General features: G+C 31.7%; 14 protein-coding genes. 13 read left to right on the forward strand and 1 reads right to left on the reverse strand.

The annotated features are described in order from the left end of the window. The first annotated feature begins 1 nt into the window (after nucleotide 1). The 6 genes from ACTS9J_RS08980 to ACTS9J_RS09005 all read left to right on the forward strand — a co-directional run bounded on the left by ACTS9J_RS08980 (nucleotide 2) and on the right by ACTS9J_RS09005 (nucleotide 8,835). Complete coding sequence (locus ACTS9J_RS08980; RefSeq protein WP_125349493.1) at nucleotides 2-1,138, forward strand: efflux RND transporter periplasmic adaptor subunit; 1,137 nt, start codon at nucleotides 2-4, stop codon at nucleotides 1,136-1,138. A 148-nt stretch (nucleotides 1,139-1,286) separates the two neighbouring features. Further along, the gene (locus tag ACTS9J_RS08985) at nucleotides 1,287-1,964 is read left to right on the forward strand and encodes a response regulator transcription factor (protein WP_125349494.1); all 678 of its coding nucleotides are present in this window, start codon (nucleotides 1,287-1,289) and stop codon (nucleotides 1,962-1,964) included. A 3-nt stretch (nucleotides 1,965-1,967) separates the two neighbouring features. After that, nucleotides 1,968-3,305, forward strand: coding sequence for a sensor histidine kinase (locus ACTS9J_RS08990; protein WP_291048389.1), 1,338 nt, complete (start codon nucleotides 1,968-1,970; stop codon nucleotides 3,303-3,305). A gap of 72 nt (nucleotides 3,306-3,377) precedes the next feature. Further along, complete coding sequence (locus tag ACTS9J_RS08995; RefSeq protein WP_291048386.1) at nucleotides 3,378-4,628, forward strand: TolC family protein; 1,251 nt, start codon at nucleotides 3,378-3,380, stop codon at nucleotides 4,626-4,628. A gap of 4 nt (nucleotides 4,629-4,632) precedes the next feature. Then, a complete protein-coding gene (locus ACTS9J_RS09000; RefSeq protein ID WP_291048383.1) occupies nucleotides 4,633-5,724 on the forward strand; it encodes an efflux RND transporter periplasmic adaptor subunit in 1,092 nt (363 codons plus the stop codon). Nucleotides 5,725-5,727: 3 nt separating this feature from the next. Continuing rightward, nucleotides 5,728-8,835, forward strand: coding sequence for an efflux RND transporter permease subunit (locus tag ACTS9J_RS09005; protein ID WP_291051693.1), 3,108 nt, complete (start codon nucleotides 5,728-5,730; stop codon nucleotides 8,833-8,835). A gap of 91 nt (nucleotides 8,836-8,926) precedes the next feature. Here ACTS9J_RS09005 and ACTS9J_RS09010 read toward each other — a convergent pair whose 3' ends face one another. Continuing rightward, on the reverse strand, nucleotides 8,927-10,375 hold the full coding sequence (locus ACTS9J_RS09010) for an FAD-dependent oxidoreductase (protein WP_409410628.1): 1,449 nt from the start codon (nucleotides 10,373-10,375) through the stop codon (nucleotides 8,927-8,929). A 246-nt stretch (nucleotides 10,376-10,621) separates the two neighbouring features. Here ACTS9J_RS09010 and ACTS9J_RS09015 point away from each other — a divergent pair, with 246 nt between their 5' ends. The 7 genes from ACTS9J_RS09015 (at nucleotide 10,622) to ACTS9J_RS09045 (ending at nucleotide 19,658) form a co-directional block, all read left to right on the forward strand. Continuing rightward, entirely contained in the window at nucleotides 10,622-11,239 is a 618-nt protein-coding gene (locus ACTS9J_RS09015) for a hypothetical protein (protein WP_286494872.1), read from the forward strand. Beyond that, entirely contained in the window at nucleotides 11,223-12,326 is a 1,104-nt protein-coding gene (locus ACTS9J_RS09020) for an aminotransferase class I/II-fold pyridoxal phosphate-dependent enzyme (protein WP_313094986.1), read from the forward strand. Before ACTS9J_RS09015 ends, ACTS9J_RS09020 begins: the two co-directional genes overlap by 17 nt. Continuing rightward, entirely contained in the window at nucleotides 12,319-12,942 is a 624-nt protein-coding gene (gene bioD, locus ACTS9J_RS09025) for a dethiobiotin synthase (protein WP_291095946.1), read from the forward strand. The genes ACTS9J_RS09020 and bioD overlap by 8 nt, the downstream gene beginning before the upstream one ends. Nucleotides 12,943-12,948: 6 nt before the next feature. Continuing rightward, a complete protein-coding gene (bioB, locus tag ACTS9J_RS09030) occupies nucleotides 12,949-13,944 on the forward strand; it encodes a biotin synthase BioB (protein WP_291095949.1) in 996 nt (331 codons plus the stop codon). Then, on the forward strand, nucleotides 13,932-15,203 hold the full coding sequence (gene bioA, locus ACTS9J_RS09035) for an adenosylmethionine--8-amino-7-oxononanoate transaminase (protein ID WP_291048364.1): 1,272 nt from the start codon (nucleotides 13,932-13,934) through the stop codon (nucleotides 15,201-15,203). The genes bioB and bioA overlap by 13 nt, the downstream gene beginning before the upstream one ends. Nucleotides 15,204-15,529: 326 nt before the next feature. Continuing rightward, on the forward strand, nucleotides 15,530-16,999 hold the full coding sequence (locus ACTS9J_RS09040; protein ID WP_416425660.1) for a histidine kinase: 1,470 nt from the start codon (nucleotides 15,530-15,532) through the stop codon (nucleotides 16,997-16,999). A gap of 79 nt (nucleotides 17,000-17,078) precedes the next feature. Continuing rightward, a complete protein-coding gene (locus tag ACTS9J_RS09045) occupies nucleotides 17,079-19,658 on the forward strand; it encodes a zinc-dependent metalloprotease (RefSeq protein WP_038335737.1) in 2,580 nt (859 codons plus the stop codon). The last annotated feature ends 8 nt before the right edge of the window (nucleotides 19,659-19,666 follow it).

Here is a 19,666-nt window from a genome sequence, read left to right on the forward strand (position 1 = left end):
TATGAAAAAATATATCTTAATGCTTTGTACATCTTTTGTTGTGATGAGTTGTAACAAAGAAGAAACAAAACCTGAAGTAGAGCAAAAAGCAACTATTTCTACTTCAATTTTAAAGTTGACAGATGCTCAATTAAAGAATTTTGAAATTGATACAACCTCTTTACGTCATCAGAATTTACCTACAACTATTCGGCTAAATGCAAAGACGGCAGTAACCCCAGAAAATACTATTTCTATCACCAATGCCTTTGGTGGTTATGTGAAACGAATTGCACTAATTCCAGGAAATTATGTCAATAAAGGACAAGTTTTGGTGGTTTTAGAAGATCCGCAGTATATCCAAATGCAAGAAGATTATCTCACAACAAAAGCTTTGTTAGAGCAGGCTAGTGCAGATTATGTTCGTCAAAAGGATTTGAATGCAGAGCAAGCAGCAAGTGACAAAGTGATGCAACAAGCGAAAGCAACACGTCAATCGTTGATGGTAAAGAAAAGTTCCTTGGAACAGAAACTAAGATTAATGAATATCAATCCTTCCTCAGTTTCGTTGAGTAATATCCGACGTACCATCAATGTTTATGCACCGATTAGCGGAATGGTGAGTCAGGTTTTTGCGAATACAGGACAATATATTTCGCCAGCAGATGCGATGTTAGAAATTATTAATCCAGATCGTTCTTTGTTGAATGTAAAAGTATTTGAAAAGGATCTGAGTAACATTCAGATTGGTCAATTTTTGAAAGCTTATACCAATGCAAAACCAGATCAAAAGTTAGATGCGCAAATCACCTCAATTTCAAATCAAGTGAATGAAGATGGAACGGTTGATGTTTTTGCACGAATTACGAATGCGAATGGTACGCGATTAACAGCGAATATGTATTTCAATATCGAATTGCAAGTGAATTCGCTTGACGCGAATGTTTTACCAGAAGAAGCTGTAATTCAGTTTGAAGGAAAAGACTATGTGTTCGAAAGACAAACTAAAAATCAGTTTCGATTAGTTCTTGTAGAAATAGGAGGTTCTGCGAATAAAATGATTGAAATAAAATCTCCTCAAAATTCAGGAAAAGTCTATGTTTCGAAAGGAGCATATAATCTTTTGACTGCGATGAAAAATAGTGGAGAAGGAGATTAGACTTCGAATTATTGAATATAAAAAACGAGCAATTTATTGCTCGTTTTTTATTGAATTTTGTTCTTTTTAAATTAAAATCCAATTAGAAAATTTGCTATATTCATCTCATCTTGATCAATTTCATTAATTTTGGAAAAATGGAAAGTATATGCAAATTTTAGTAATCGAAGATGATAAGCGAATTAGCGATTTTTTAATCAAAGGATTAGAAGAAAATGGACATTTGGTTACGCTTTGTAAAGATGCGGAAACTGTTTTAGATGAATTTCTTACGATTCAGTTTGATTTGATTATTTGTGACATTATGTTACCAAAAATGGATGGAATTCAGCTTGTACAGACACTTCGTTACAAAAAAATATTCACTCCAATTTTGATGTTAAGTGCATTAAATACAGTTCAAGATAAAGTTTCGGCTTTGGACTATGGTGCAGATGATTACATTACAAAACCATTTCATTTCGACGAATTATTATCGCGAATCAAAGCTTTAACGCGTCGTAATCAGTTTCGTTCACAAGAAATTCCTGAAAATAAATTGATTTTTGATGACTTAGAAATCGATTTGGATCAATACAAAGTTTTTGTCAATCAAGAAGAAACAGAGCTTTCTCCTCGTGAATTTAAGTTGTTGAATTATTTAATCGAAAATATAGATAAAACCGTTACTCGTATCCAAATTTTAAATGCTGTTTGGGGAATAACATTCGATAATCACACCAATGTTGTGGATGTTTACATTTCGTATTTGCGTAATAAAATAGAGAAAAATGGTATGAAATATATTCATACAGTAAAAGGCGTTGGTTATATGTTTAAAGCTTAAATTATGAAGTTAAAACATCGATTAGCGCTTTATTCAGTCATTATTTTTAGTATCATTATTTTGATTGTTTCTACAATTATTTATTTTTCTTTTTATACCGAAATGGAGAAAAAAGAGATCAAATCATTGCAGAATAAGACACTTTTGGCTTCTATTTATTATTTAGAAAAGGACGAATTACCTGTTTTAGAACATAATAATATCAAAAATCAATTAGAGAAGACGATTTCCCGAAAAAATATTTTAATTGTTGATCATAACAACAAAAAATACAATGGAAATATGTCGTCTAATAAAGATATTTCAACCAATTTTATAGAAAATATTCGTGCCAATAAATCAGATTTTTTTACAAGTAAAGATTTCTTTTATAACGGAATTTTTTATCGTGATAATGAAGGTGATTTTGTTGTAATCACGCGTGAATCTAAACAAGAATTTAACGAACAAATGCAATCGTTACTTCAAATTTTGATTTCGGTTTCATTGGTTGGGTTGATTTTTATTTATCTATTTTCTAATTTTTTAGGAGTAATTGCTTATGAACCGATTACAAAAATTATTGAGCAAATAAAAGAGCGTGATGCAAAGAATTTTACTGAACCTTTAAAGCTCAATAAATCGTATGCGGAGATTGAAGATTTAATCAAAACCTACAATCATTTTATTGATCGAATAGCGCAAACTTTTAATGTACAAAAGAATTTTATCGATTATGTTTCGCACGAATTACGAACTCCAATTACAGCATTATTAGGGACTTTAGAGGTAACTAATCATAAAAAAAGAACGCTCGAAGAATATGAAAACGTGATTGTGCAATTGAAACAATATACGAATGATTTGCAAGAAACGTTAGATCAAATGATGTTGCTTTCGGGTGCAAAAACGAGTTTTGAATTTAGTCAAATTCGAATTGATGAGGTAGTTTGGCAAGTGATTGAAAATGCTATTTTGTATCATCAAGCACGTATAAATGTGGATTTACAAGTCGAAAATAATCAATTGTTAACCATTCAAGGAAACGAAAAATTATTAGAAGTAGCTTTGAATAATTTAGTAAGTAACGCGATAAAATATTCGAACAATCAACCGATTTTAGTACAGTTTTTGGAAATCAATCATCGTTTACAAATTCATATTTCCGATTTGGGAATTGGTATTTTAGAAACCGATATCAAACAAATTAAACAAAACTTTTTTCGAGGAAAAAACACACAAGATTTTCAAGGAAAAGGTATTGGACTTTCGATGGCGAATATTATTTTTACACTTCATCAAATTGATATCGAAATTGTTCCAAATAAACCTAAAGGAACGATTGTTAAACTCATTTTCTAATCTACTTTTAATCTAACTTAAAACTCGCCTTAATCTTACACTTTTACTTTTGAATTTTCAAAAAGAGTAGAAGTGAAGAAGATCTATTATACTGCAATTCCAATTATTTTTGCGATGCAAACACAGGCGCAAAACGTAACGTTGGACAATCTAGAAGCCGCGTTTTTACAAAAAAATTATGCACTCATTGCGAATAAATTCAATGTTGACAGAATTGATGCTGAAATTATTCAGGAGAAATTATGGCAAAATCCAACGTTGAGTATTTCTGAGGTTAATCTTTGGAAAACTTATAATGTAGAAGAACAGCCTTATTTATTCGGTAAATACGGGAAAAATCAACAAATTTCTGTCGAATTAGAGCAATTAATTGAAACGGCAGGTAAACGAAAAAAGCGTGTTGCGATTAAAGAATTAGAAAAGAATTCGGCACTTTTTGAGTATGAGGAATTGTTGCGTGAGCTGAAAAAAGAATTGAGACAAACATATTTTTCGTTGGCGCGTATTCAATCTGAAAAGAAAGAATTGCAAAATAGTATTGATTTATTTGAACAGATGATGACGCAATATCAGCGACAAGCAGATTTAAAAAATGTTCCGAAAGCAGATTTTTACAGACTTCAAACAGAATTAATCGGTTTACAAAAAGATCAAATTGAGCTAGAAAATCAAGAAATTGAATACATTAATAAACTTCGATTGTTAACGCAAAACTCAGATTTAAATGTAAATGAAATCGATTTTTCAAGATTCAATTCTCATTCCAAATCAATCCCATTCAATGCTAAACAATTAGCAAAAGAGCAAAATATAGCGTTAAAAAAACAAGAAAATGAAATCAATTTAGCTGAAAAACAATTGATTTTAGAAAAAGCGCAACGTACACCAGATTTGGCTTTTCAGGTAAATTATGATCGTGGTGGAAATATTATGCGCGATTTTGTAGGTGTAGGTGTAAGCATTGATTTACCGATTTTCAATACGAATAAAGGAAACATCAAAGCTTCAGAAATTGTACTGAATCAACAACAAATTACGAAAAATGCGCTACATTCTGAGTTAGATATTTCGATCGATCGACTTCAAAATCAAATTAGTCAATTAGATAAAGCTCTTATTCAGTGGAAAAAATTGAACAATCAAGAGCAACTAACCATGATTGACAATTACAAAAAACATCTCCAAAATAAACAAATCACTTTATTAGAATTTATTGATTTTACGCAGGCTTATCGCGAATCTCAAAAAGCTTATTTGGATTTATTGGAAAATTATCAAAACACATTCGAAGAACTAAATTATATCGTTGGACAAGATTTATAAAATGATGAAAAAAAGTTTTTATTTTTTAGCTGCTTTTACTTTGGTTTTAAGTAGTTGTAACAAGCAAGAAGCCCCGAAAGAAGCGGTAAAAGAAGACAAATTTTGTTTGAACGAACAATTGAAAAAGTCAACTGAAATTGTAGCTGTTTTAGAGCAGCCGATTCACGAACAATTAACCTTGTCAGGAAAAATTGAATACAACGAAAATGACTTGGTTGGTTTTAAAAGTTTGCTGCAAGGAGTGGTAGATAAAGTGAATTTTGAATTAGGTGATTATGTGCGTCAAGGTCAAGTTTTGGCAGTTGTAAAATCGAACGAAGTGTTGGATTTGGTACAGCAAAAGCGTTATCATCAAAATCAAATGGATTTGATTCGAAAACAAATCAAGTCGAAAAAAGAATTGTTGAATGATGGAATGGCTTCTCAACCCGAAGTTACAGAGGCAGAACACGAATTACAATCAACGCAAATTGAAATTGATAAAATCAATGCAACCTTGAGAATGTATCGTGCGGTTGGCAATGGTCAATTCCAGATTTTATCACCTAAAAATGGTTATATCGTTCAGAAAAACATGAGCGTTGGTCAATCTATTATTTCAGATTCAGAAGATAATTTATTTTCTATTTCTAATTTGAAACAAGTTTGGGTAATGGTAAATATTTACGCCAATAATCTGCAATATGTAAAAAAAGGAGATGCTGTAAAAGTGAAATCTATGGCGTATCCTGATCGAATTTATGTTGGAAAAATTGATAAAATATACAATGTGTTTGATGAAAATGAACACGTTTTGAAAGCGCGTGTTGTGTTAGAAAATCAAGATTTGAACTTGATGCCAGGTTTGAGTGCAGATATTATTATCGATAAACAAAATATTGTAGGAAATGCATTTGCGATACCAAACAAAGCCAAAGTTTTTGAGAACAACAAGGAATATGTGGTGGTATATAAAAATGATTGTACAATGGATATTCGAAAAATTACGACGATTGGTCAGAATGAAGAATTCACCTTTGTTAGCGAAAAGTTTGCTCCAAATGAGAAAGTTATTTCTCGAAACGCTCTAATGATATTTGAGGAATTAAATAAATAATAAATGAAAAAGTTAGTACAATCAGTCGTAACTTTTTCGTTACGAAATACAACCTTTGTTTTATTTGCTGTATTTGCATTACTCTTTGCAGGTATATTTTCTTTAAAACATACACCAATAGAGGCATTTCCGGATGTAACAAATACTAGAGCTCGTATTATAACACAATGGCCAGGAAGAAGTGCTGAGGAAATGGAAAAATTGGTGACTCTACCAGTTTCAAAAGTAATGAATAGTATTCCGCATAAATCTAATATTCGTTCAATTTCTCTTTTCGGATTATCTGTTGTAACGGTTCAGTTTGAAGATGGAGTAGATGATTTTTATGCACAACAATATGTATCGAATAAATTGAGTGGAGTTGATTTACCAGAAGGAGCTGATGCAGATATTGAACCGCCTTCTGGTGCTACAGGAGAGATTTTTCGTTATGTGATCAAAAGTGATTTACCGATCAAGGAAGTTACCGCGATACAAGATTGGGTAATAGAACGTGAATTGCTTTCTGTATCAGGAGTTGCAGATGTTGTAAGTTTTGGTGGAGAAGAAAAAACGTATGAAATTAAAATTAATCCAACAGAATTAAAGAATTATAATTTATCGCCTTTAGATGTTTATGAAGCAGTTTCTAAATCAAATATAAATGTTGGTGGAGATGTGATTCAGCAAGGAGATCAAGCTTATGTAGTTCGTGGTGTTGGTTTACTAGATAAGATAGAGGATATCGGAAATATTACTGTCGCTCTAAATGGTTCTACACCAATTTTGATCAAAAATGTGGCAGATGTTGTCATTTCGAATAAACCACGTTTGGGGCAAGTTGGTTACAATAAGCATGATGATATGGTAGAAGGAATTGTTGTGATGTTGCGTGGTGAAAATCCATCCGAAGTCATTGAAAATCTGAAAGCGAAGATTGAAGAATTGAATACAAGAACTTTACCAGATAATGTGAAAATTGAAACAGTTGTAGATCGTACCAAATTGGTGGATAATACAGTACATACGGTTTCTAAAAATATTATTGAAGGTATTTTATTGGTATCATTAATTGTTTTTGTTTTTTTATATAATTGGAAATCAACATTTATTGTAGCTTCGGTTATTCCGCTTTCATTTTTGTTCGCAATTATCATGTTGAAAATACAAGGATTACCAGCGAATTTAATTTCAATGGGGTCACTGGATTTTGGATTGTTGTTAGAAGGAACTTTGGTAATTGTAGAAACAGTTTTTGTTGCTTTAGCTACAATGCAACATAAAGTAGGAGCAGAACGTTTCGCAAAAATGAGTAAAATGGGTGTTATAAAGAAAAGTGCAGGAAGTGTAGCTTCTTATATTTTCTTTGCCTTACTTATTCTTATTGTTGCTTTATTACCGATATTTTCATTCCAAAAAGTGGAAGGTAAAATGTTCTCTCCTTTAGCATTTACATTAGGATACGCATTATTAGGATCTTTAATATTAAGTCTAACTTATGTTCCTGCAATGTGTAAGTTGCTTTTTAAGAAAAATATGGAGGAGAAAGAGAACTTTATTACTCGATTTTTTCAGAAAACTATTTTTGGATTATATGAAACTGCATTTCGTTATAAAAAGGCAACAATAGGAATCTTTTTAGGAATTTTAGCTCTTTGTTTGTTTAAGTTCTCGCATTATGGATCAGAATTTCTTCCAAAACTGAATGAAGGAGCAATTTACATTCGTGCAACTTTACCAAATAGTGTCAATTTACAAGAATCAACTCGATTAACAAAAGAGATGAAAGAGTTGATGCAGAAAGATTGTGATGAAATTGATTTTATTTTAACACAAACAGGTCGTCCAAATGATGGAACAGATCCAACAGGATTCTTTAATATTGAGTTTAATGTTCAATTAAAAGATGAAAAAGATTGGAAGCGCAAGATTTCAAAAGAAGAGATTATTCAAGAGATGCGAGATAAACTAAATCATTATCCAGGAATTGTATTTGGATTTTCGCAACCCATTCAAGATAATGTCGAAGAATATGTAGCTGGTGTAAAAAGTTCATTAGTTATTAAGATTTTTGGTGATGATTTGTATGATTTAGAAAAATATGCAAACAAGGTCGCTACTTCTATCGAAAAAGTAAATGGAATAACGGATATCAATGTTTATAAAAATATTGGTTTACCTGAACTTAGAATAGAATTGAGTGATTCAAAAATGGCGAAATATGGTATTAGTACAGCGGATGTTCAGGCAGTAATTGAAATGACAATTGGTGGACAAGCAGCTACTAAGTTTTATGAAAATGATCGACAGTTTGATGTTATTCTTCGTTTTCAGGAAGCTTATAGAGATACTCCTGAGAAAATTGGAAATATTTTGATTCCAACAAGTAATGGGAACAATGTTCCTTTGCAGGAAATAGCTACAATTGGTTATCAAACAGGACCTGCTTTTATTTATCGAGAAGGAAATAGTCGATATATCGGTGTAGGATTCAGTATAGAAGGTCGTGATTTAGGAAGTACAATCGATGAAGCGAAGAAAGTAGTGGCGAAAGAAGTTAAATTACCGAAAGAAAATTACATGGAATGGGCTGGTGAATTCGAAAGTAAAGAGCGTGCAGCAAAACAATTAGCAATGGTCGTTCCGATTTCGTTAGTTTTGATTTTATTATTATTGTATACCAATTTCGGAAATGTAAAAGACACAGCGATAGCTGCATTAACACTGCCTTTTGCTTTTATTGGAGGATTTATTTCGCTTTGGGTAACAGGAACCATTTTTGGTATATCTGCGGGAATAGGTTTTATTATTCTTTTTGGAGTAGCAACGATTGATGGAATTGTTCTAATTGGTGTTATTCGAGATAATTTAAAGCATAAAATGCAATTAAAAGAAGCAATAGTCAATGGTGTTAAAAGTAGAATACGCCCTGTTGTGATGATTGCGCTTATGGGATCGATGGGATTATTACCAGCAGCACTTTCTACCGGAATGGGATCAGAAATTCAAAAGCCTTTGGCAATTATGATTGTAGGAGGATTAATTATTTGTTTAATCTTATCCTTTACAATTCTTCCAGTTGTATTTTATTATGCATATAGAAAAGAATATCAACAGAAATTCCTGAAATAATTTGTGTAGTTGTTTTATATAAAGGAGTTTTTATCAAAAGGTAAAAACTCCTTTTTTATTGATTATGAATGAGTAAATCTAGAATAATTAATTATAAAGTAGAAGACCACTTAGAACCAAACGTTACGTTACCTTCTTGAAGTACAATATCTGAATGTAAAAATTTTGCGGCATCTGCTGACTTTTTCACTTTAACGCTACTTCGTTCCATCATCTCTTTTTCATATTGTTGTAAAACTTCTTCACGTAAATTAATCTGTTTATTTTGAATATTATTATAAGCTGATGTTATTTTTTGTGCTAACAATAAAGCATCTAATAAAGCTTGATTTGCACCTTGTCCTTTAAAAGGACTCATAGGATGAGCTGCATCGCCAATTAAAGTGACAGAGCCAGCATTTTCTAGTAAATTTGACATTAATAAATCTCGATCATAAACGGGGTATCCAGTGATTTGTTTGGGTTCTGTAGCTGCAATAATTTCAGGAATAGGAGAGTGCCAATGCGTTCTTTTAGCAACTTCTATTTTTAAAGCCTCTGAACCTTTTTTACTCAAAGCTATCGCTTCATTTTCTAACATTGGAAAACTAAATTGCCACATAACCGAATCTTTGTCATAAGGCATCATATACATTCGTTCAGTTCCATTTGCTGTTTGAAATACCGTTGCTCCATCCAACAAATGATTTTCTAAATTAGTTAAAGCATCCAGTTTACAAATACCTAAAATAACAATACACCCCAAATAACGTAATGGAGTATTTTCCTCATTTATAATCAATCGACGAACTATACTTCGTATGCCATCAGCACCAACAAGTAAATCAGCTTTAAAGTGTTTTTGAATTCCATCAACATCAAACGTTAATTCTATTTTATCATCAACATTAAAATCGACTAATTGATGATTCCATAAAACTTGATTATTGCCACCTAATTGATTTAAAAAAGCTAAGCGTAAAGATTGTCTCGCAATGTGAATATTGGTATGTTTATTTTTGTTTTTAGCTTCAATCGCTTCTTTATCTTGCAATTTTCTTATTCCCCATTCGCCAATCACATTTCCTTCTATAGTATGTGCTAAATGCAATGTAGAAACGATTCCTTCCTCTAAAGTTTGGATTCCAAATTTTTTTAATTCTTTACTAGCTTGCTGTAACGTTAGTCCATAACCTTGGGAACGATCGTTGAAAGCTCGATCACGTTCAAAAAGTGTAAAAGGAATTTGACGATGTAAACACGCTAATGCTAATGCAATTCCACCAATTCCAGCTCCGACAATTGCAACATGAGGATATTTTTTTTCGTTGGGTGATGGATGTTCATTTGTAGTTGTCAAACCGGTTCCTGAGCAGACAGTACAGATCTGCATCGAACTTTTTGGTTTATTTGGAGTAATAAAATTTTCATTCTTTTTAGATTGAGCAACAGCTGATTCATAACGCGATAGTTTCCTTTTCGAAACTCCTTGACTTTTTTTTCCAAGTCCATTACAATTCTTGCAACTTATCCAATTTTCTCGAGTACTCAATTTAAAAATTTTTGCAAAAATAAGATTAAAGTAGCTATTTAGAAAAATCTAATCGTAAAAGATAGAATTAATACATGAATAATGAATTTTTCTGTAATAATAGTTTTCATTATTCAACTTCTTTATAGTGATGATTCTACAACCTTTTTCAGAGATTTTAGAATGGGTTTAATATATCCGGACTATCATTTATTATAAAAGTGGAATGTATATACAATCCGTTGGACTTATAATTTTGGTCAAAAATAAAATCAATTGAAAAAATTATTAAATCATATTGTTTTAGAACCAAAATTACATGTAAAGTGGCTTAATACACTTTCGTTTATGGAAAATGCAGGAGCACGAAAGATTTCGGCATGTGAGCACAAAACTTTTGTGAATCTTATCCAATTGAAACATGCAGCTGAGGAACATCGCCATGCTTATTATTTGAAAAAGCAAATTATAAAATTAATTCCAGATGCTTGTGTCAATTATGAGCCTATTTATCTTTTAGCACCAAAAGCAACAATGTATTATTTACATCAATTAGATATTCAGGTTTGTCGTTTGTTGAAGAAAGAATTTAATCTTGATGGGGAAGATTTAAAATACGCAGCTTATTTGTTTGTGACTTACGCTATAGAAGTGAGGGCAGATGAATTGTATCCAATATATCAAGATATTTTGACGGCGCATCAACAAAAAGTGATGGTAAAATCTATTATTGTTGAAGAAGAAGGTCATCTTGAAGAAATGATTTCACAATTAAAAGAATTTCATAGAGAATGGAAAATCTATGCAAATCAAGTGATACAACTAGAAGAAGTGTTATTTATGAATTGGATTTCTGCAATTGAAAATGAACTGAATAATGTCGAAATTTTTTAATTCATTGCGACTATCTCTATTTGAAAGAGAACAAAAAGGAATTAAAAGAACATTAAAAGTTCGTTCTTCTGGAATTGATTTTTATAGTAATGATTATTTAGGATTAGCTAAAAATGAAATCTTACATCAGCAGATTTTAAATGAGTTTATAGCGCAACCATCTTTACTTTATGGTTCTACTGGAGCACGTTTGATTAGTGGGAATTCTGATTATCTAAGTGAAACGGAAGAGATGATAGCAAATGAACATAAAGTGGAAGCTGCATTACTTTTTTCATCTGGATATAATGCCAATTTAGCACTTTTTTCTGCACTTTTAACTCGACATGATGTTGTTTTAGTTGATGAAAATATACATCGATCAGTACATGACGGGATTAAATTATCCAACGCAAAAAAAATAAAGTTTAAACATAACGATTTAGATCATTTAGAGAAACTATTGCAAAGAGTAAAAGAGCGTTGTTTTATCGCGGTAGAAAGTTTGTATTCGATGGATGGTGATTGTGCTCCATTAATTGAACTGGTTGAATTAGCCAATAAATACAATGCAGCATTAGTGGTAGATGAAGCTCATGCTTTTGGTGTTTTTGGTTACGGATTGGTTCATCAATTCGGTTTACAATGCAAAGTGTTTGCAACGGTTGTAACTTATGGAAAAGCGATGGGAATGAGCGGTGCCACGATTTTAGCTAATCAGTTAGTGATTGATTATCTCATTAATTATGCTTCACCTTTTATTTACACCACAGCTATTGCTGATTTTCATGTGACAGGTTTACGAAAAGGTTATCAGTTTATCAAAGAAAATAAATCGCTTCAAGAAAGTTTACAATATAATATCTCACATTTTAGAAATAGTGGCTTAACGAGTTCTTCAAATAAAAATAGTCCAATTCAAATTCTAAAGTTTGAGTCTAGGAGTCAATTAACCAAAATCCAAAATCAATTAGAAGAGGCAGGAATAAACACTTTTGCAGTATTTCCGCCTACAGTAGCAGAAGAGCGCTTAAGAATCTGTTTGCATGCTTTTAACACACAAGAAGAAATTAATCAATTAATAGAAAAGATAAAAGAAAATGTCTAAACAATTATTTGTTACAGGGATAGGAACAGAAGTTGGGAAAACGATGGTTTCAGCAATATTAACTGAAGTTTTACAAGCTGATTATTGGAAACCAATACAATCGGGAGATTTAGATTCATCAGATAGTTTGTTGGTAAAATCGTTAACTTCTCCAGAACTGAAAATTCATCAAGAACGTTATCGCTTGCAAAAAGCCGCTTCGCCTCATCAATCTGCAAAAGAAGAAGATATTGAGATTAATTTAAATGATTTTGAATTTCCCAAAACAACCAATTCTCTTATTGTTGAAGGAGCAGGAGGATTATTTGTTCCTATTAATGAAGAAGATTTTATGATTGATCTTATTCAGCAGTTTAATCTTCCAGTAGTTATGGTTGCAACGAATTACTTGGGTTGTATTAATCATACATTATTAACGATTGAAATACTGAAATTAAGAAATATCGCTATCGAATATTTTGTGTTTAATGGAGAGTTTGATGAAGACACTTCTCGTGTTATAAAAAATCATTTGTCTCCGGATATTTCTATCATCATTATACCAAAACTCAATTCAATAAACTCAAGCGAAGTGAGAAATATAGCAGAAACAATTAAGTATCAATTTAATATTTAAAATACAATGAAAGTATCAAACGAAACACGCCATGATTGGACGAAAGAAGAAATCGAAAAAATCTATCATCAACCATTATTAGATTTAGTATATCACGCATCCAAAAAACATCGAGAATGGCACAATGCAAGAGAAGTACAAGTATGCACCTTGTTATCTGTAAAAACAGGTGGTTGTCCCGAAGATTGCTCATATTGCGGACAAGCAGCGCGTTATCATACCGATATTAAAGTAGAAGCTTTGTTACCAACTGCAACAGTATTAGCACATGCAAAGAAAGCAAAAGAAGCGGGCTCATCACGTTTTTGCATGGCAGCTGCTTGGCGAGAAGTACGAAATAATCGAGATTTTGATCGAATAATCGAAATGGTTAAAGGTGTAAATGAATTGGGATTAGAAGTATGTTGTACATTAGGAATGTTGACAGAAGAGCAGGCAATTCGTTTGCAAGAAGCAGGTTTACATGCTTATAATCATAATTTAGATACTTCCGAAGCTTATTACGATGAGATTATTTCTACTCGTAAATTTGATAATCGAATCAATACAATACAAAATGTGCGAAAGGCTGGGATTACAGTTTGTTCGGGTGGAATTATTGGCTTAGGAGAAACGCATCAAGATCGAATTTCTATGCTATTAACTTTGGCAACAATGCCAAAACATCCAGAATCTGTACCTGTAAATGCTTTAGCAAGAGTAAAAGGAACACCTTTAGAAAATAATCCGAAAGTAGATATTTGGGATATGGTTCGTATGATTGCTACAGCTCGTATTGTGATGCCTTCTTCGGTTGTGCGTTTAAGTGCTGGTCGAATAGAAATGACGGAAGTTGAACAAGCTTGGTGTTTTATGGCTGGAGCGAATTCGATTTTTACAGGAGAGCGTGAAACCTTACTGGTAACGCCTAATCCTGGGGTAACAGAGGATATGAAAATGTTTGAAAATTTAGGTTTAATACCAATGGTTAAACAAGAAACAACTCAGACATGTACACATTAAAAGAACGCGATCAGTTGGTGAATTGGCATCCTTATACGCAGATGAAAAAAGCCAATAATATTATTCCAATTGTAAGAGGAGAAGGAAGTTATATTTACGATGAAAATAACAAACAATATATTGACGCTGTTTCATCGTGGTGGGTAACGCTGCATGGACATGCGCATCCGTATATTGCACAAAAAATGCACGAACAGCTAACAACTTTGGAACATGTTATTTTTGCAGGATTTACGCATCGACCTGCAATTGAATTGTCTGAACGTTTGTTGGCTCTTTTACCTCAAAATCAAAAGAAAGCATTTTATAGCGACAATGGATCAACAGCGATTGAGGTAGCATTAAAAATGTGTTTACAATATCATTTCAATAAAAAAGAAGATAGACCTGTGATTTTAGCGTTCAAAAATGCCTATCATGGTGATACTTTTGGCGCGATGTCTGTAAGTGGAAGAGGAATTTGGACAGAACCTTTTAGTGAAAAGCTTTTTGATGTTATATTTATTGATACGCCGAATGCAGAAAATATAGAAGCGATTAAATCGCAAATAAAAGAAGTTGCAACTAAAGTAGCGTGTTTTATTTACGAACCTTTGGTTCAAGGAGCTTCGGGGATGTTGATGCATGAGGCTGAATATTTAGATCAATTGATGAGTTGCTGTAGAGCATATCATATTTTAATGATTCAAGATGAGATTTTTGTAGGATTTGGTCGTACAGGTAAATTATTTGCAGCAAATCATTTGACAGAAGTTCCAGATATTATGTGTTTTTCGAAAGGTTTAACAGGTGGTACTTTGCCTTTGGGCGTTACAACTTGTACAGATAGAATTTACCAAGCCTTTTATGCTGATGATTTGAATAAGACGTTATTTCACGGGCATTCTTTTACGGCAAGTCCATTAGCGTGTACCGCTGCGTTAGCAAGTCTTGATTTGTTATTACAGACTTCTATACAACAGCAAATAGCAAATATTGTACATCAACATCAACATTTTGTTGTGTCTATTCAAGATCATCCTAAAGTAAAAGTGATAAGACAATGCGGCACTATTTTGGCGTTGGAATGGAATACAAATGAAGAAACATCTTATTTTAGTGATATACACGAAAAGCTATATCCTTACTTTTTAGAGAAAGGTATATTATTGCGTCCTTTAGGGAATATTATTTATTTAGTTCCTCCTTATTGTATTTCGACTGATGATCTAAATTATATTTATGATACGATTCGTCAAGCTTTAATCGAATTGTTTTAATGTTAAGTTCTAAATGACGCTTATAAGATTAAAAAGATAAAAAAATCTCCCTTTTTGGGAGATTTTAGTTTATATAATATTGTCAAATATTTGAAAATTATCATTTTATGATAAATGTTCTCTTATTTTTTAGATTAAAAAGCTTCCCTTAGTTTTGCAAAAAAAATAGTTTGTCTTTTAGATTTCGAGTCCATTTGTCCAATAAATCCATTTATGTTATAGCGCTTATTGTAAGTGTTATTGCTGTTTTTGCTCTTGTTATATTGAGTTTTTTGATTAATAAAGAAAGTCAAAAAAATAATGATGAGTTTGTCAAAAAAAGTTTTTTGAGAAAGTATGAAGCAGTTGAATTTGAGTTTAAAAACATCGAAGAATATCAAGAGGTTTTAAAAAAAGTTGTTAAAAAGACAAATGAAAAAAATGTAGCAGATCATTTTTTGGTTTTGAATGAATTAAATTCAAATCGAAAGTTAATTCGCCATGATTGGTTTTCTATTCATTCTTTAGAAACAAATCATTTTCCTGATGAATCAACCCTTTCAAAAGCTATCAATCAACCAAATATTAAAGAGTTTCAACCTATATATGCTACAAAAAATCAACAGATTGATAATTTTTTGTTGGATTATAAGGATACATTGTATTGGGTAAATTACGATTCTATCAAGTTGTCTAATGGACAAAATATGTATTACGGTTCGACGATTAATCTGTTTGATTTGTATAATTTTTTTACGACAGTAGATGCAACTTCGTCCAATTATATGTATGTTTTCAATAAAGATGGAATTTGTATTACGCATCCTAATGAAAAATTTATTGGGAAAAATGTTTTCGATTTTACAGATATTCAGCCAAGCGATACGATAACGAGCACAATTAATTCTAATTTTTCGCAAGATTTATATACGTTGAATGATGCTTCGTCCGAGTTTATAAAAGATACGGATATCAAACGTTTTATAAAACCTTTACACACCAAGAATTTTGATGGATATATTGTCGTGAATCATTTGAGTTATATCATTGATGAAAATGTAGAACGAACTAAATTTTATGTAGGTTTTATTTTCTTGGGAACTGTTTTTTTAATTATGATTATCTTTTTGTTATTCAATAAAATAACATCTAAAACATACAAGGAAAAAGCGTTTGTAATCGAAGAAAAAAATAGGTTATCAATTGAAAATGAAAAGATTAAAAATGCGAATACTCTAACGCAATTACAACAATTAAAGAATCAGATTAATCCACATTTTTTATTCAATTCGTTGAATTCACTTTATATGTTAATTGGTTTGAACAAAGAGAATGCGCAGAAATTCACGATGAATCTTTCTAAAATTTACCGATATCTTATTGTTCCGCCAAAGGAAAATATAGTGCTTGTAAAAAAGGAATTAGATTTTATTGCACAATACATGGATTTGCATAAAAGTAGATTTTCGGAAGAATTGATTTTTGATTTACAAATCGAAGATTCGAAAAGCTTAGAAAAAAACATTCCATATTTGGCATTACAGATTGTTGTAGAAAATGCAATAAAACATAATATTGCTACAATTGATCAACCTTTGACTATAAATATTGTTGTAAAATCTGATTTGATTATCGTCAAAAATACTTTTCAGAAAAAAAATAAAGCGACAGAAAATGAGAAATTTGGTTTAAACTATTTACAAAAAATCTATCATTTTTATCAAATTGATAATTTCTCAACAAAAGTAGAAAATGAAGAATTTATTTGTTTTTTACCTTATATCGAACCAAAATATCCATTCACTCCAAAAAACTAACCACTCACTCCAAAAAACTATTATTATAAGAAAACTGCGCTTAAGTTTATGCCATAATTAATGATAATTTAATGTTCGAATGAGTCATAATAAGGAAAGAAAGAATTATAAATTAGCACTATATCTTGGTTTGGCAATGTCTTCGGCTGTTGTTTATGGACAAAAGAAAGAGGATAAAAAAGCTGAAAAAGATAAAACAGAGAAAAAGGATTCTACTGTAACGAAAGTTAAAAAAATAGATGAATTAATCAAGAAAGGAAGCTACAAGAAAGGTTTGTTTAATACCATTCAAGTAAAAACTGATATCTATTTCGAAATTCCAGATAGTTTATTTGGACGCCAATTTTTGGTTGTGAATAAATTGTCTCAAGTTCCAATGGAAGTTAACGAAGCGGGCTTGAACAAAGGAATGAATTACGAAAACAAAGTGATTTCTTTTTATCATGATAAAGTAGCTAAAAAAGTGTGGGTCAAAACAATTGTTCCACAAGTTTCTTCACCTAAAAATGACGCAATCACAGCTTCTGTAAAGGATAATTTCTCAGAATCGATTATTGAGGTTTTTGATATAGAAGCTCAAAATAATGATTCTACAGCTGTTGCGATTAAAGTGAACAAAATTTTTGATGGAAATCAAAAAAGTTTTAATGATGTATTAACGAACATAGGTTTAGGAGGTTCGGTAAAGGCAAATCTATCGTATGTGGAAAATGTGAAAACATTTCCAGAAAACATTGTGGTTAAGTCTCAGTTAACGACAAGTGTAAATGAAGGAGGGGTAGATTTGGCTGTTACCTTAGGTGTTACAAGTAATATTGTTTTACTTTCGACAACTCCTATGCAACCTAGGTTAGCAGATAATCGTGTGGGATATTTCACAGAAAAACATTGGTTTTTTAATGATGCTCAACACAAAATGGAAGATCAACGCTTTATTACAAAATGGCGTTTGGAACCAAAAGACGAGGATAAGGAAAAATATCTAAAAGGTGAATTAGTAGAACCTAAGAAACCAATTATTTATTACATCGATCCTTCGACACCAAAACAATGGCGCCAAAAAATTATTGCTGGTGTACACGATTGGCAAGTTGCTTTTGAGCAAGCTGGTTTCAAAAATGCGATTATAGCAAAAGAACCAACTGCTGATGACAAAGATTTTGATATTGATGATGTACGTTACTCAGTAATTACGTATGCAGCTTCACCAAAGTCAAATGCAATGGGACCTTCTGTGGTTGATCCGCGTAGTGGTGAAATTTTAGAGGCGGATATTATTTGGTGGCACAATGTAATGACTTCTTTGCATGATTGGATGCGTATTCAAACAGGTCCAATTGATCCAAAAGCAAGAGGAAATAAATTTAGTGATGAACACATGGGAGAAGCAATTCGTTTTGTGTCTTCTCATGAAGTAGGACATACATTTGGTCTGAAACATAATATGGGCGCTTCTTTTTCTTATCCAGTAGAATCTTTACGTTCGAAAGAATTTACAGATAAAATGGGTGGAACTGCACCGTCTATTATGGATTATGCGCGTTATAATTATGTGGCACAGCCAGAAGATGGTGTTACAGCAATTACGCCAAAAATCGGTTTGTATGATAAATATGCAATCGAATGGGGATATCGTTGGTTTCCAAATCAAGAAACAGAAAAAGCATCGCTTCGTAAAATGATTGAAAAGCACGAAGATGATCCAATGTATTTTTATGGTGAACAACAAAGCTATTTAAGTACAATTGATCCGCGTTCTCAATCAGAAGATTTAGGTGATGATGCTGTTTTGGCAAGTGAATATGGAATGAAAAATCTAAAACGTGTTTCAGAAAATATCTTGAAATGGACGTACGAAGATGGAAAAAGCTATATCAACACAGGGAAACTTTATTACCAAACAATAGGGCAGTGGGATTTATATTCTAATCATGTTTTAGCAAATGTTGGTGGGATTTATTTAAACAACACTTATTTCGGAATTGATAAAAAAGCATACGAACCAGTTCCTGCAGATATGCAACGTAAAGCAGTTAATTATTTAAACGAAAATGTGATTCAATTACCAAAATGGTTATTCTTTAATGATATTTTAGATAAAACGTATGCAATCAAAAATTCGCCAATGGGACCTTACGAGCAAACGCCGTATACATTAGCGAGAGAAATGCAATATGGATTGATTTATAATTTATTTACTGACGATCGCTTATTGCGCATGTTAGAAAATGAATTGAAACACCAAGAATTAAAATCTAATGAAAAAATTTATACAGTTGAAAATTTATTTGATCAAGTAAGAAGTGCAGCTTTTGATAAAAAATCAAACTTAACTATTCTTGAAAAAATGACTCAAAAAAATTACGTTGATGCCTTAATCGTTTCAACAAACAAATTATTTGAAAAAACAACTGTAGCAGGACTTACAATTGACCAAAACCTACAAGTACCAACTATCTGTAATTATTTAGACGAAGAAAAAATGGCGCGTAACATTAACTATTCTTCTATGAAAAGAGTGTCGGAAGTGACAACCTATAAAAGAGCAGAATTGCAACGTGTTTTGACTTTGTTAAACAAGAAAAAGAATAATGGAGATGCGTCTACAAAAGCGCATTATGCTGATTTAATTATTCGTATTAAAGAAGCTTTAAAGTAAGATATAGA

It is taken from the genome of Empedobacter sp. ULE_I140, assembly GCF_053482575.1.